This window comes from Pseudundibacterium arcticum (assembly GCF_042646465.1).
GTDB classification, from domain to species: domain Bacteria; phylum Pseudomonadota; class Gammaproteobacteria; order Burkholderiales; family Burkholderiaceae_D; genus Undibacterium_A; species Undibacterium_A arcticum.
Genome location: NZ_JBHRTP010000032.1, coordinates 8,477 through 22,899, shown reverse-complemented (window position 1 = coordinate 22,899; position 14,423 = coordinate 8,477). Strand labels below are relative to the sequence as shown.

At 60.7% G+C, this 14,423-nt stretch carries 11 protein-coding genes; 7 read left to right on the top strand and 4 right to left on the bottom strand.

Annotation, left to right across the window (positions count from 1 at the left end; translation table 11 throughout):
- Nucleotides 1–16 precede the first annotated feature (16 nt).
- Nucleotides 17–784, top strand: coding sequence for a DUF3108 domain-containing protein (locus tag ACFOFO_RS10970; RefSeq protein ID WP_390322138.1), 768 nt, complete (start codon nucleotides 17–19; stop codon nucleotides 782–784).
- Between the two features lie 404 nt (nucleotides 785–1,188).
- Here ACFOFO_RS10970 and ACFOFO_RS10965 read toward each other — a convergent pair whose 3' ends face one another.
- Nucleotides 1,189–5,658, bottom strand: coding sequence for a translocation/assembly module TamB domain-containing protein (locus ACFOFO_RS10965; protein WP_390322137.1), 4,470 nt, complete (start codon nucleotides 5,656–5,658; stop codon nucleotides 1,189–1,191).
- Nucleotides 5,658–7,448 carry an autotransporter assembly complex protein TamA gene (locus tag ACFOFO_RS10960; protein ID WP_390322136.1) on the bottom strand — a complete coding sequence of 597 codons (1,791 nt, stop codon included), beginning with the start codon at nucleotides 7,446–7,448 and terminating at the stop codon, nucleotides 5,658–5,660. The genes ACFOFO_RS10965 and ACFOFO_RS10960 overlap by 1 nt, the downstream gene beginning before the upstream one ends.
- 308 nt (nucleotides 7,449–7,756) lie before the next feature.
- Here ACFOFO_RS10960 and queC point away from each other — a divergent pair, with 308 nt between their 5' ends.
- The 4 genes from queC (at nucleotide 7,757) to ACFOFO_RS10940 (ending at nucleotide 10,296) form a co-directional block, all read left to right on the top strand.
- Nucleotides 7,757–8,470, top strand: a complete 714-nt coding sequence (gene queC / locus ACFOFO_RS10955) for a 7-cyano-7-deazaguanine synthase QueC (RefSeq protein ID WP_390322134.1) — start codon at nucleotides 7,757–7,759, stop codon at nucleotides 8,468–8,470.
- A 19-nt stretch (nucleotides 8,471–8,489) separates the two neighbouring features.
- Nucleotides 8,490–8,966: a GFA family protein gene (locus tag ACFOFO_RS10950; RefSeq protein ID WP_390327846.1), complete on the top strand. Its 477-nt coding sequence runs from the start codon at nucleotides 8,490–8,492 to the stop codon at nucleotides 8,964–8,966.
- A gap of 448 nt (nucleotides 8,967–9,414) precedes the next feature.
- The gene (locus ACFOFO_RS10945; RefSeq protein ID WP_390322133.1) at nucleotides 9,415–9,615 is read left to right on the top strand and encodes a globin family protein; all 201 of its coding nucleotides are present in this window, start codon (nucleotides 9,415–9,417) and stop codon (nucleotides 9,613–9,615) included.
- A gap of 63 nt (nucleotides 9,616–9,678) precedes the next feature.
- Nucleotides 9,679–10,296, top strand: coding sequence for a DUF2242 domain-containing protein (locus ACFOFO_RS10940; protein WP_390331535.1), 618 nt, complete (start codon nucleotides 9,679–9,681; stop codon nucleotides 10,294–10,296).
- 85 nt (nucleotides 10,297–10,381) lie between these two features.
- Here ACFOFO_RS10940 and ACFOFO_RS10935 read toward each other — a convergent pair whose 3' ends face one another.
- On the bottom strand, nucleotides 10,382–10,975 hold the full coding sequence (locus ACFOFO_RS10935; RefSeq protein ID WP_390331534.1) for a hemerythrin domain-containing protein: 594 nt from the start codon (nucleotides 10,973–10,975) through the stop codon (nucleotides 10,382–10,384).
- A gap of 554 nt (nucleotides 10,976–11,529) precedes the next feature.
- Between ACFOFO_RS10935 and ACFOFO_RS10930 the strand changes: the two genes are divergently transcribed.
- Nucleotides 11,530–12,759 carry an ammonium transporter gene (locus tag ACFOFO_RS10930; RefSeq protein WP_390322128.1) on the top strand — a complete coding sequence of 410 codons (1,230 nt, stop codon included), beginning with the start codon at nucleotides 11,530–11,532 and terminating at the stop codon, nucleotides 12,757–12,759.
- Between the two features lie 428 nt (nucleotides 12,760–13,187).
- Entirely contained in the window at nucleotides 13,188–13,646 is a 459-nt protein-coding gene (locus ACFOFO_RS10925; RefSeq protein ID WP_390322127.1) for a hypothetical protein, read from the top strand.
- Between the two features lie 103 nt (nucleotides 13,647–13,749).
- On the opposite strand, the gene ACFOFO_RS10920 is transcribed toward ACFOFO_RS10925, so the two are convergent.
- Nucleotides 13,750–14,085 carry an REP-associated tyrosine transposase gene (locus ACFOFO_RS10920; protein WP_449369369.1) on the bottom strand — a complete coding sequence of 112 codons (336 nt, stop codon included), beginning with the start codon at nucleotides 14,083–14,085 and terminating at the stop codon, nucleotides 13,750–13,752.
- Nucleotides 14,086–14,423 lie beyond the last annotated feature (338 nt).

Here is a 14,423-nt window from a genome sequence, read left to right as displayed (position 1 = left end):
TCGCATGGATCCGACAATGAAGAAACTCCTGACACGTACCGTAAGTAGCACCGCCTCCGCACTGCTGGCCTTCGGCCTGCTGTCCGCACCGGCCTGGGCGCTCGATCATCCGGCGCCGAAGCGACCGTTTAACCTGCCGCCTTCGGCCGAACTCAGTTATTCGATCAAGGCGCGTCAAAGCGGTCTGATGATCGGCGGTGATGCAACGGTCAGCTGGAACGTCGCCGACAACAAATACAGCGTCGTGACCGAGACCCGTGCGATGATCCTCGGCAAGATTCTCGACGCGCGAAGCGAAGGTGCGATCGATCAGTATGGTCTGGCGCCGGTGCAGTTCACCGAGAAGCGCTTTCGCAAGGGCGCGAGCAGCACCAGCTTCAGCCGCAGCGACAAGCTGATCCGCTTTTCCGAATCGTCGGAGACCTATCCGATCGTCGGTGGCGAGCAGGACCGCACCAGCGCGATCTGGCAACTGATCGCAGTTGCGCGCGGCGCGCCGGACAAGTTCAAGGTTGGCTCGGACTGGAAATTTTTCGTGGCCGGACGGCGCGACGCCGAGCCGTGGAGCTTCAAGGTGGTGAAGCAAGAGAACATCCAGACCCCGCTGGGCGAACTGGCCGCCGTGCATATCGTGAAGGCACCGCCGCCGGATTCGACCGACCAGCAGCTCGACATCTGGCTGGCGCCGTCCCTCGAATGGTATCCGGTGCGGCTGCGGTTCACCGATGCCGACGGCGACTTCGTCGAGCAGTTCCTTGAGAAAATCAGCAAGACCGCGCCCTGAATGGATCGGCGCTGGCGCGTCGTGGGCTGAATAGGGACACCAAAGCGTAACTGGTCAGCCTGCTATATAGCCGCATTCAATCACGCTTGATATTCCCTCCCCCTTGCAGGGGGAGGGTTAGGGTGGGGGTAGAAAGCTTGATCGACCGCACCGATATTTCGACCATTCGACCCCCATCCCAGCCTTCCCCCTGCCAGGGGGAAGGAGCGTTCATGGCGGGTTGAATGGTTGCCGCAAAAGTATGAATTGTTGGGAGTATAGGCAAAAACCTATACTCCCCCGCACAATATACCTGCGCCAATAAAATATACAGGACGCAGTATTAATTCACGTCCAATTCCCGGCGGCGATCCGCTTGTTCCGACTTCGGTGTCCGTCCCGGGCCAATCTCGGCCCAGATAGCCTCAATCAAACGACCACGTATAAAACAGATCGAGCGCACTCGCGGTGCCGGTTTGCGCCTGCAGCGAAAAACGCTTCGACAGCATGTAGCGCAGCTTGACCAGACTGGTCGCGCCGCTGACGCCCTGTTCATAGCTCAGATAGACGCGCGACGAGATGCGCTTGCCGAGCGTCAGCACGGTGCTTTCCAGTCCTTGAGCTTGGCCCTGGGCGCGCGCCATGCCGAGTTCATCGAGCCCGAGCGAATTGGCCAGCCGGGACTGGCCGCCGCCGAACAGCGCGCCTGCGGCGGCCGCCAGCACCTGCCGGTCCCGACTGCCGCCGCCTTCACTGCCGTGCCCGAGCACCAGCCACGACAGTTTTTCGCTGTCCGGCACCGCCGGCGTCGAGACCAGCTTTGCCCTCGGCGCCAGCGCGGTGCCACGCACCTCGACCCCGGCTACGACACCATTTTCGGGATCAGCGATCTTGCGCACCGCCAGGATATTGATGCCGGGATTGTCAAACGCGCCGCTGAAATTGATGATGCCGCGCTCAATCGCGAGCTTTTGGCCATAGGCCACATAGGTGCCCTCGACCACGCGGATGCTGCCGGTGGCGCGCGGCAGGCGCTTGTCGGTCGAGCGAATCCGGACGGTGCCGGCCAGTTGCGCGTCCAGCCCCTGTCCTTTCAGATAGAACCGGTCGCCGAGGTCGGCCTCGATGTCGAGATCGAGCGGAAAGCCGGTCTGCTGCCTGGCAGCGGCGCGTGCACCCGGTTTGCCGGCGGGTCCCAACACCACCACGTCGTCGCTGATCACCGGCGCATCCTGCGATTGCAGCTCGATCATCGCGCGCTCGGCCCGGAACTTGCCGTCCAGCCGCAGGCGCTTGCCCTTGAGCGCCAGATTGCTCTGCCCGCTGACGACCAGCAGCCGGTCCGGACGCGACAGCACTTGCAGCTGGTCGGCGCTCAGCTTGATCTGCATCGATACGTCGGCATCGGCGAAGCGCATGAAGCCATCGGCATGCGCGCTGCCCTGCTCGCCGTCGAAACGCAGCGTCTGCAGCTGCAACTGGTCGCCGCTCAATTGCGCCAGCAGGCTGCCGTTGCGCAGTTTCAGGCCCTGATCGATCCAGCGCAGCGCCAGCTGCTCGCCGCGCAATTCGCCACGCAGTTTGGGTGCGGCCACGGTGCCGCTGGCGGCCAGCGACAGCGCGAGCTTGCCATCGAGCTCCAGTCCCGGTTGGCCGGCCAGCGGCGCCAGCCACGCCAGCGACGGCATGTTGGCGCTGCCGTTCAATTGCAGTGGCGCGTCGCCGGCCAGCTGCCATTTGCCATCGCGCTGCGCGAGCTGGCTGCTGCCGTCGAAATGGGCGCGGCCGACACGGGTACCGTCCAGATCGAATTGCGCATGCAGCGCGTTTTTCACGATGTCGGCGCGCAGCTCCAGCTGATTCATGCCCAGCACCAGCGGCAGGTCACGCCCTAGAGTGACATCGCCGCGCTCGCGGAATAGATGCAGGTTGCCGTTGACGCTCGGGCCCGCCTTGGTACCGACGGTACCGCCAGTATCGACATCGAGCAGCCAACTGGCGCCGAGGGTTAGGCTGGCATCGAGATTCTCGCGCAGCGGTTTGGATAGTTGCGCCAGATAATTCAGGGGCACGCCGGCGGCTTGGCCCTGGGTGTGCCAACCGTCCTCGTTGCTGGTAAACGATTTCAGCGCGATGCTGCCGGACGGCAGTTTGAATTGCGCATCGGCCAACGACAGCCGGCTGCCATGCCAGCTGACCGACGCCGGCGCCTGCAGGGTCAATGGGTAGGCTCCGCCGTTCTGCAGCGAACGGATGCTGCCGCGCCAGCCGTTCTGCTCGCTCCAGCCGCCGGCGGCCTCGGCCTGCAGATCGACACTGTCATTGCGCACGGCGGCCTTGAGGGTATGCGCGCTGCGGCTGCCGCTGGCCTGCAGTCGCAGTGCTTGCAGCTTGAATGCCGGCGCGACCAGCTCGGCCAGCTCCGCATTGAGCTGCAGCACGCCATCGGCGCCGGCGCCGAGTTGCCCGTTCGCACGCAGCGTCGCGATCTGGTATTGATCGAAGGCCCTGATCTGCCGTCCGTCCAGTGTGAATTCTGCCTGCGGCGCCACCACGGTCCCGGCCAGTACGCCGTTGCCGCTGACGCTGCCGCCGAAGCCCGGACCGAGCGCATGCAGTTGCGGTGCCTGCACGCGCCACTCGAGCCGGTCGCGCGCGGTGCCGAAAGCGCCATGCGCCTGCAGCTGGTTCTCGGCCAGCCGCAGCTCGATATCGGCATTGCTGATGCGACTGGCGTCTGCCACCAGTGCGACCCGGCCCGACAAGACGCCGGCCAGCAGCGTACTCGGCTTCAGCTTGAGCTCGAGCGCGGCGCGCCAGTCGCTGCCGAGCCGGCCATCGGCCTCGAACGCGCCGTTGATGCTGCCGCTCGGATAAGCCCCGAACGCGGCCGGATTGAAACGGCTGGCATCGCCCTTCAGCCGAAATGCTCCCGCCCCGCGCAACGCGACACCGCCGCTCAGTTGCAGCACGCTGTCGGCGCCGGCGCCGGCACGTGATGCCGGCTGGCTGGCGGCCTCGCTCTGCCAGTGCAGGCCGCGCGCATGGGCGTCCAGCCGCAGCAGCGGAGCGGCCATGGTGCCGGTCAGGCTGCCGCTGGCATTCAGCACGCCGGCCAGATGCGCGCGCAACGCATCCAGCCGTGCCGCATCGATGCGCCAGTCGAGCCGGTCGCCGGCGGTGCCGAAACTGCCGCTGGCCTGCGCCAGATTGCTGCCCAGTTTCAGCGCCAGATTAAGCTGGCTGATGCGTTGCGCATCGACCGTCACGCTGCCCTTGCCGGATAGCGGCTGCTGGAATAAGCGGCTCGGCCGCAACGCGAGATTGGCTGCCAGCTGCCAGGTCGGCGCCAGATGGCCGTCCAGCCGCAGGTCGGCATTGATGTCGGCCGCCGGATAGGCACCGAAGTCGGCCGGATTGAAGCGCTGCACCGCGCCTTTGAGCTCGAAATTCCGGGCAGCCGCAATACCAGCCTGTCCGCTCAACAGCAAGTCGCTGGCGCCGGCGCGCACTCTGATCTGACGCAGCTGGAGCTGGCCGTCCGCCAGTTGCGCATCGAGCTGCAGGCGCATCCGGTCCTGCCCCAGCGTCGCCCGCAGCGTTTGCGCCGTTCCCGCATGGCCGAGCACGATATCGCCGGCGATCTTGGTGCTCCTCATGCGGCTATGAATCGCCTGCAGGTCGATGCGGTCGGTGTGCAGTACAAATTCGGCACCGGCATCGACACCGCCGCTGCCACGCCGTGCGCTGCCGTCACCGTTAAATTTGCCGGCGGCACCAAGATCGATCAGCATCGCGCCGATCTGCAGCGCATCGAGACTGCCGCCGAACCGCGCGCTGGCACTGCGCAACGGCAATCGCTGGCGGTCCAGACTGCCGGGCGCTGCCGCATTGCGCAGATCCAGTGCGCCCTTGAGCGCCCGGTCAGACCCGATCTGCAGGTCCAGATCGAGGGTCAGATCGGCCTGCGGCAAACCGTCCGAGAAGCTGGCCGGATTGATACGTTGCGCCTTGATCGCCGCCGCATGCAGCCACCCGGCATCGAACGGCGCCAGTCGCAGTTCGGCCTGCGCGCTGGCGCCATGTCCGGCAGCCTGCGCTACAACCGACAATGCGCTCAGCGTGCCGCCGATTGTCGCATCCAGCTTGGCGGTCGTTTGTGTTGGTGTTGGTGTTGGTGTTGGTGTTGGTGTTGGTGTTGGTGTTGGTGTTGGTGTTGGTGTTTGTGTTTGTGTTTGTGTTTGTGTTTGTGTTTGTGTTTGTGTTTGTGTTGGCGTTTGCGTTTGTGTTGGCGTTTGTGTCAGGCCGACCCGACCCTCGATCGCAAACGGGCGCTCGGCGCCGACCGTGGCGGCGGCGCTCAGCCGGCCCCACGGCGTGACGACCGACGCGTCCTGCAGCCGCAGTTGGCGCGCATCGCCGGCTAGCGACAGGCGCAGCTGCGTGAATCCGTCGCGCCCGGCCGGCGTGACGAGCGCGATGCTATCGATGTTGGCGCTGCGTAGCGTCACCGGCAGCGGCAGCGCCAGCGTCTGCGGCAGTACAGGCGGCGCAGTGGAAACCGTCAGGCTCTCAACCGTCAGCGCGTCCGCATGCAGGCGGTCGATCGCGACGCCACCGCTCAGCAGCTGCCACGGCGACCAGACGATGTCGACCTGGTCGGCGACGATATTTTGCTTTGCGCTGCGATAGCTGACGCGCGCCAGATGCATGTTGCCGTACAGCGAGCCGCGCACGCCCGACACGCTGACGGTGCCGCCGCTGGCATCGGCGATTCTCTGTACCAGATGCTGCAGCGTCGCCTCGCGGCCACCGATCCAGACCAGCGCGCCCAATAGCAACAGCAGCAGCGGCAGCGCCTGCCACGCGCCAAGACGGAAAATTCGACGTGCCATCAGAATGCAAACCCGAGCGAGAAGTGCAGGCGCACCTGCTTGTCTGCCTGACCGTAGGCCAGATCCAGATTGATCGGGCCGACCGGGCTGCGCCAGCGCGCACCGGCACCGTAGCCGAATTTCGGCTTCAGATCGGCCGGCTTGTCGGCCGCATTGCCGGCATCGACAAACAGCGCCGCGCCCCAGTTTGGCCGGAACCAGTTTTGATATTCGGCACTGGCAGTCGCCAGATAACGGCCGCCGACCGTGGCGCTGGCCTCACTGACACCCAGCTCCTGATAGGCATAGCCGCGCACCGACTGGTCGCCACCGGCGCGAAACAGATAGGCCTCGGGAATGCCGTCGCGTCCCTTGGCGCCGATCACGCCGAGTTCGCCGCGCAGCACCAGGATGTTTTGCTTGCTCAAGGCGTGGTAGTTGACCAGCTTGGCATAGCCACGCACGAACATGCGGTCGGTCAGCAATGGCAGGAAGGCGCCACCGAATTGGGCATTGAGCAGGTAGCCGTCGGTCGGAAACAGCAAGTTGTCGGTGCGGCGCAGGGTCACGCCATAGGTCAGCGGCAGGCTCTGGCTGCTGCTGAGCGGTGCGCCGGCGACGCTCTTGTGCTCGTTCAGATATTCGATGCTGACGCTACGTTCCAGCGCCGGCCGCCCCCACGCGCGCTTGGCCGACACGCTGGCCAGGCGTGTCACTTCGCCTTCGATGTCGCTGCGTTCGAAGCCGACGCCGACGCTGTCCTTGTAGCCTTCCGGCGTGATCGGGAAGAACAGTTCGCTGCGCGCGGTCTGCTTCTTGGTCTCGACGATAAGCCCGTTCTTCCAGTGCAGTCCGAACAGGTTCAGGTCATCATAGGTCAGCTGGCCGCGTTTGCCGGTGTTGGTGCTGTAGCCGATGCCCAGCCCCACTTTCTTGCGCGTGTTTTCTGTCACGTGCACCAATACCGGTACCTGCGCCGGCACCTGCACCGGCCCCGTGTTGCCGGCGCCGGCGGCATCAAGGGTGTCGAGGTCGGCGCTGACCTCGACCCGGTTGAAATAGCCGCTGTCCTGTAGCTGCGACTGCAGCTCCAGCAGCGCCGATTCGCTATACGGCGCGCCTGGTTTGATGGGATTGAGGCGGGTCACCGCACTGTCCGGATAGCGTTGCAGCCCTTCGATCCGCATCGCGCCGAAACTGACCGCCGGTCCGCTGTCGAGCACCACCTTCAGGTCGGCGCGCGCTTGCTCGGGGTCGACCACCGCGCTGGTGTCGGTCAGTTCGGCGCGCGGATAACGACTCTGCGCCACCTCGCGCAACAGGCTACGCTTGGCCAGCTCCCAGTCAGCCTGGCGAAACACGACGCCCGGCTGCATCAGCCAGCCACTTTTCAGTGCAGCCTGGTCCGATTTCGATTCGGATGCGCTGCCCGGCGTTGTGCCAAAGCCGGTCAATTGCAGATCGAGCTTGCCGACCAAGGTCGGGCGGCCCGGTGTCACCTTGAAATCGATGACCCAGACCGGCTTCGAGTTATCGATCCGAGAAGTGATTTCCGGCGTATAGAATCCCTCGGTCGCGACCAGCGTCCTGATTTGCTCCGGCGCCGCCTGCACCAGCCGTTGCAACTGCTCGGCGTCGATCCGTGGATTGCCGCGCCAGCGCACGATGTCGAGATTCTTTTCCAGTAGGGCTCTCAGCGTGTCAGGGGCGTCGATGCGGACTTCATAATCGGCAGCGGCTGCGTTGCACATCACGCCAAATAAGCACAGGCACAGCAATGCGTGCAGCCGCGACAAGAAACAGCGCTGCATTGTTTGTATACTGGTGTTCTGCCGGCGCCACGGCGCGGGTGGCGCGGCGACTTCGCATATTCGGCGTAACAATCGGGATGACAAGCGTCTGACCATGTTTCCCCATTAAAATGCGGGTCGACGACCCAGGAGCCTGTCGGACTTAGGCAGACGATTGCCTAAGTCCGACAGGCTCCCGCCATGTTACCGGAGTCACCGGCAAAGCCCTAGCAGGCAGGGAGTATTGCGTTAATTGGCGCGCCAGCCGGGAACTTGCTTGCGCAACGGCAATATACTGGATTGAGTATGTTTTTTATGACAGGACGATTATGAGCTTACCCGATGGTGCACTGGTGCTGTTCAGTGGCGGCCAGGATTCCACTACCTGCCTCGCGTGGGCGCTGCAGCGTTATCAAAGGGTCGAAACCATCGGTTTCGACTACGGTCAGCGCCACGCGATCGAACTGAGCGTGCGACCCGGCCTGCTGCAACAGATGCGCGCCCATTCCAGCGACTGGAACGCGCGGCTCGGGCCGGACCAGATGATCGACCTGGGACTGATCGGTCAGCTGTCCGACACCGCGATGACGCGCGACGTCGAGATCGTGATGCAGGACAACGGCCTGCCGAATACCTTCGTGCCGGGGCGCAACCTGCTGTTCATGACCGTGGCCGCCACCGTAGCTTATCGGCGCGGCCTGAACGTGCTGGTGGGCGGCATGTGCGAGACCGATTACTCCGGCTACCCGGACTGCCGCGACGACACCATGAAAGCGCTGCAGGTCGCACTCAACCTCGGCATGGCGACGCAGCTGAAACTAGAAACTCCGCTGATGTGGCTGGACAAGGCGCAGACCTGGCAGCTGGCGCAGGACCTCGGCGGCGATGCGCTGGTCAACATGATCCGGGAAGATGCGCATACCTGCTATCTGGGGCAGCGCGGCGAGCTGCACGACTGGGGTTACGGTTGCGGCAACTGCCCGGCGTGCAGCCTGCGCGCGCGCGGCTACCATGCCTTTATCGCCGGCCGACGCAGCGTCTGACTCGGCCGACACGGAAAAAATGCATCGGCAGACCACCCTGGAAGGCGGCTGCACCTGCGGCGCGGTGCGCTACCGGATGACCAGCCGACCGCTGTTTGTGCACTGTTGCCACTGCCGCTGGTGCCAACGCGAGAGCGGCGCCGCGTTCGCGCTCAACGCCTTGATCGAAGCCGATCGCGTCGTCCTGCTGCAAGGCGAACTGGAAATCGTCGTCACGCCGACCTTGAGCGGCAAGGGCCAGAAAATCGCGCGCTGCCCGCACTGCCGCGTCGCGCTGTGGAGCAACTATGCCGGCAGCGGCGACGCCGTGCGTTTCGTGCGCGTCGGCACGCTGGACCAGCCCGACCTGCTGCCGCCCGACATTCACATCTACACCGCGTCGAAACAAGCCTGGGTGATGTTGCCACCGGGCGTGCCGGCGGTGCCCGAGTACTACAGCAGCAAGCAGTACTGGCCGCCCGAGAGCCTGGCGCGACGGGCGGCATTGAAGCGATAGGCTGTAATAGCGCAGCGTATTACACCGAATCGGCTGCGATTGTGTCGAAAAAATACCAGCTTCTGCACCACGCAATATCGATGCGGATTTGCCAGCATATAGGCTGTGAAGGCGCATCGATAATGCGTGGTGCCGGTGCAGCGCTTGTGGATTTCACATGCGGCGCAATAACGATTGCGCCCTACGAACTGATAATTTTTCACATCCTTTTTATCCGTTCGGGCTGAGTAGCCCTTCGATACGCTGCTGCGCAGCTACTCAGGACGAGCGGAATAAAATAAGCGGCGTATCGAAGCTTGGCCCAGCCTCAAAAACGCTTCTATACGCCCCGATGGGGCTACTCAGCGCGAACGGATTTTGGAGAAATTAGCAGCCCCGACGTTTGACGCCTGATGCTCGACGCTCGAGCAGCGCGTTAAAATACGGCTTTGCATACGAAGGAACAGCCATGGCAAAGAAAAATGAACTGGACCCGGAAACCGCGGCACTGATCGCCTGGTGTACCGAAGTCGAAAAATTCCTGGTGGCCGGCGGCGCAACGCTGGCGCAAGCGCAGGATCACATCGAAGAACAAGTCGAATGGTTTACCGACCAGTTCTACGACGGTTTGACGCCCGAAGAAGCGGCGAAGGCGGCGCTGAACGACTAAGGCGGCGCTGGTTCGATATCAGCAATCAGCTTATATCTACTTAAGAATCGCAGGAACTCAGGCATGTCCAACCCGCGTCATCCCAAGTCCTACCTGCTGGTCGCATTCTCTGCCGCAGTCCTGTCCGGCTGCTCTGGCATCAGACCGGCCAGCTATCCGCAGGAAAACTTCGGCACCGCGAACGTGTTTTCACGCAGCTTCCCCGGCGCCGACCACTCGTCGTGCGAAGCGGCACGGCGCGCCTTATTGAGCCAGGGTTACGTGATCGCGGAATCGAAACCGGCCTTCCTCAGAGGGCGCAAGAAGTTCCAGCCGGATCACGAGGTGCATCTTGAAATCGAAGTCAGCGTGGTCTGCGCATCCAACAGCGCCGGCAGCAACAGCACCACCGTGTTTGCCAATGCCGTGCAAGACAGCTATTCGCTGAAGAAAAGCAGCAACTCCGCCAGCATCGGCGTCGGCGCGCTGGGATCGGTGTCGTTACCGATCGGCAGCAGCGATGATGCGCTGGTCAAGGTCGGCAGTGAAACGATCTCGGCCGCCAAGTTCTACGATCAGTTCTTCGGACTGGTCGAGCGCTATCTGGATGATTCTTCGGTGGGTGGTAACGAAGAAGCGGTGCTGCAGAAAGAGACTTTGCCGGCACCGTCATCCAGGAAAAATGCGCTCGGTAGCGACTGATGTCGGCTTGAATTTTCGATCTGCTGAATCAGCAAATTGTTGCCGCATCAAGCCCGCAGATTGACTCTACGAACCGTGGCTTTTTTCATGAAGGCAGGTAGAGCGGATAGAGCATGGTTTCTTCGCGGCTGATGCGGTCCACCAGCACCTTGCCGATGCCCTCAAACTCCGTCTTGAAAGACTGCCGCGCTTCTGCGGTAGTCATGCTACTTGAGTCCTGATATTTATCGAAGAAAGCAAATGCCGCCCTGCCTATTTCATCCATTTCTTTTTTGAACGAGCGATACACTTCGAACAGAGTTTGATCCTCGGCCAGGTTGCGCCGCATATACGAATACAGTTTCACTCCTTCCGTCAACAAATGCCCGTACAGCGCAATGCGCACCTCACGCAAGGCGGTCGGCACGCTGCCCCATTGATCGGCGTTCACCATATTGGCCACGTTCGAATACAGCACCAGCACCGTTGCATGATCGCTTTTTAATTGGGGTATTAGCTGTTCGTCGTATTGAATCAAATTCTGAGTGGCGCTTTTTGCCGGCAGAATCGCTGCAGGCTGCGATGCTGAAGCTGGTTTTCCAACTTGTGGTTGCCGCACCGGCGATTTGATGGCCGCGGCTTGCGTTTTTAATACCGGCTTGCTGCTGGTTTTTCTTTTAAAAATCGATGTAAACCACATGTTTGGATCTCCTAGCCTGGATGAGTAGTGTCGGATATTTTTGCGGTCTTATTTGAGTTAGAGAAAGGAATCTAACTTAGACGAATGGTACAGTAAGTTGCTTTATGGAAACTATGAACTGTGCAATTAAATATTTGCAGTGTTCGGCGTGGCTTGGTGCCGGTCTACCAGCCTTTTTGCCACGCACGACCGAGCATGAACATATTGGTCGCAATGTTGGAGCCCATCAGCGCTGTCGCGATCATTGCTCTTGAACTCGCTGCGTCTAATGTACCGAGTCCCCTTGCAGCTATCACGAGCAGACTTGCTGATCGTCAGCCTGCATATATGCACAGTCCGAGACCGACTATAGTCCCGGACGTATAGAAAAGCGGTGGACGCCGAATACTATGCGCTAGCGTGCGTGACAAGCGATACCGACGTCAAGGTATCGGGGGGAATACCCAGTCCCGTGCCAAAAATGATTTATTTGCCATGAATCAAGTGGCTTGGCCTCCACTGACCGTGACTGATAGATCCCGTGTACGCAAGGATAACTAAAAAGGAGACGATTCATGCCTATAAATATTGGTAATACAGCATTCATGCTGCTTTGTACGAGCCTGGTCATGCTGATGACGCCGGGACTCGCATTCTTCTACGGTGGTTTGGTGGAGCGCAAGAATGTACTGTCCATCATGATGCAGAGTTTCATCTCGCTCGCGTGGACCACGGTGCTATGGTTTGCGTTCGGCTACTCGATGTGCTTCGGCCCGAGCTGGTTCGGCATCATCGGCGACCCGACTCACTATGCGTTTCTGCGCGGGATTACCCTGGACACCATGTACACCGGTAACGATGCCGGGATCCCACTCGTGGTTCACGTGGCTTATCAGATGATGTTTGCCATCATCACGCCGGCTTTGATCACCGGCGCGTTTGCCAACCGCGTGACCTTCAAGGCGTATTTCCTGTTCCTCACCGGCTGGCTCGTGTTCGTGTATTTCCCGTTCGTGCATATGGTGTGGAGTCCGGACGGCCTGTTTGCAAAGTGGGGCGTACTCGACTACGCGGGCGGCATCGTGGTGCACAACACCGCTGGTTTTGCGGCACTGGCTTCGGTGCTGTATGTTGGGCGCCGTCGTGTGATGGGCGTCAATCCGCATAACGTGCCGCTGATTGCATTGGGCACCGGCCTGCTCTGGTTCGGCTGGTATGGTTTTAACGCCGGCTCCGAGTTTCGCGTTGATGGGGTGACGGCTACTGCTTTCCTCAACACCGACGTCGCTGCGTCCTTTGCTGCTGTCACTTGGCTGCTGATTGAATGGGTTAGCGCCAAGCGGCCGAAGTTTGTCGGCTTGCTGACCGGCTCGGTGGCAGGCCTCGCCACGATCACACCTGCCGCCGGCTACGTGTCATTGAGCACGGCAGCCATCATCGGGATTCTGGCCGGCCTGGTGTGCTATTACGCGGTTGCGCTGAAAAACCGGCTTGGCCTCGATGACGCGCTCGATGTGTGGGGCGTGCATGGTGTAGGTGGCTTGCTCGGCACAGTCCTGCTCGGCGTATTTGCCTCCAAGGCATGGAATCCGGCCGGTGTTGACGGCCTGTTGCTGGGCGGTAGCGAGTTCTTCGTCAAACAATGTGTGGCGGTATGCATATCCGGCATCTGGGCGTTTGCGTTCACCTGGGGCATGTTGTGGCTGATCAACCGCGTGACGCCGGTCAAGGTGGATGCCGAGGCAGCAGAGGAGCGCGGGCTCGATGCCGAACTGCATGGCGAGGAAGCGTATCTGGGAACCTGAACAACCAGCGGTCGTATTTTCTGGCCTGGCTTTGCAGCCAGTCTGTAGCGCGGGACCCGCGCTACAGACTGCACCGGATTGATGAAAAACTCTGCGTTATGACTTGCGTCATACGCAGAGTTTTTTTATCTACCGCTTTTTTAAAAGTTTAATCGGGATAGGGGAATACGAACCCACCGTTCTGGCCTTGCGTCATTCGTGAAAGGCTGATTCCGCTAGAGTCGGAATGTGGTGAGGCGCGTTGAGTAGCGCTTATCTGTTTCCGTCTCTTTCGTTTGATGTTGTCAAAATAGCCAAGCCATAAGAGTTCAAGTAAGATGGCCGCGGCACAAAGCGTAAAGCGGTTCCCGTGAGCGCGCCATTTTCCAATCAAAAGAATGCATTGTTTAAATCAACGAAATACATTCAATCAAATCGAGGTAAGGATAATGAATAAAAATATCGTCTTGGCTGCGGCAATTCTTGCCATCGCCGGTTGCGCCAACACCAAGGCACCAGACCATACAGCTACCGCCGTGGCTCCGGCAACGCAGACGCAAACGCAAGCAGCCGCGCAGTCGCCAACCACCAGCAAAGCGAACCAGGACAAGCCTATTGGAGAAATTCTTGGTTCGCCTGCAGCAAACAGCAGATTCGCACGTCTGAAACTCGGAATGGCAATGAGCGAAGTGTCCGCGCTGATCGGCGCGCCAGACGACTTGTCGCGATACGAAACCGGCAAGCGTTGGATTCCGTTTTACCTTGGTAACGATGCGCAACGCCTGGAGGTCCTGTATAAAAATGAAGGATGCCTGACCTATAGCGGAGGAAATGTTTTCGGCGGTGGCAGCAATGAACTGATCCGCATCGCAGTCGATCTCAAGGGAGCTTGCTTTAAGCAGGGTTGATCGTTTCAGCGCACTCGCATTCAATGCATTTTAGGGGCAACGTAATACTGCACCTAAGGTGCTCCGGGTCATTCGAATCCCGTTCATCGCGTATCAAATGCTCTCAATAACGACGTTGCCAAATCGCGCGTTCGCCGCGCCGCAAGCGCACTGCAGAAAGCATCAGTGTTGGGAATGGATTTGGAAAAACGACAATGATCAAGCGCCAGCGCGTCGCAAAATCGATATCGCCAGGCGGAAGTTCGATCACGCAATCCAGACGATCGGGTAGTACGACCCAGGCGTGGATGATAAAAGGATGATTGATCCGAACGTGGCGTACCGCGTCGCGCAGAGGATCAATATGCCGCACCAGCAAATCGTTGCTTGGGCGTTCGAGCAGACTCACGGTGAAAAAATAAGTGCCGCCCGGATGCCAGGCGCGTCGGTAGTTAGGCATCGCTGGAGGTTAGCGCATCCCATGCGGCGCAATGCGCTGCGCTTATTGACGCCCTACCAAATACACCTTACGGCCATACCAACAACCCCTAGGGTCTTGCCGTTTCGCATCTCGGACAAACGAAATATTAGAATGTTCAGATGGGAGTTGCCGCGACCCAGATTTGCTCATAGTCGGCCTTCTTGAGCTGCACTGTGTCAGCTGCGAGGGGAGCCAAATATGTTGGCTTTGACTTTGCAGCGTCTCTTATCGATTGTCCCAATACCCAACAAGATCGATCATCTAGGAAAACGACTCGATCATGAATGGACTTTGACGATCGCGCCTCGACGGAAATT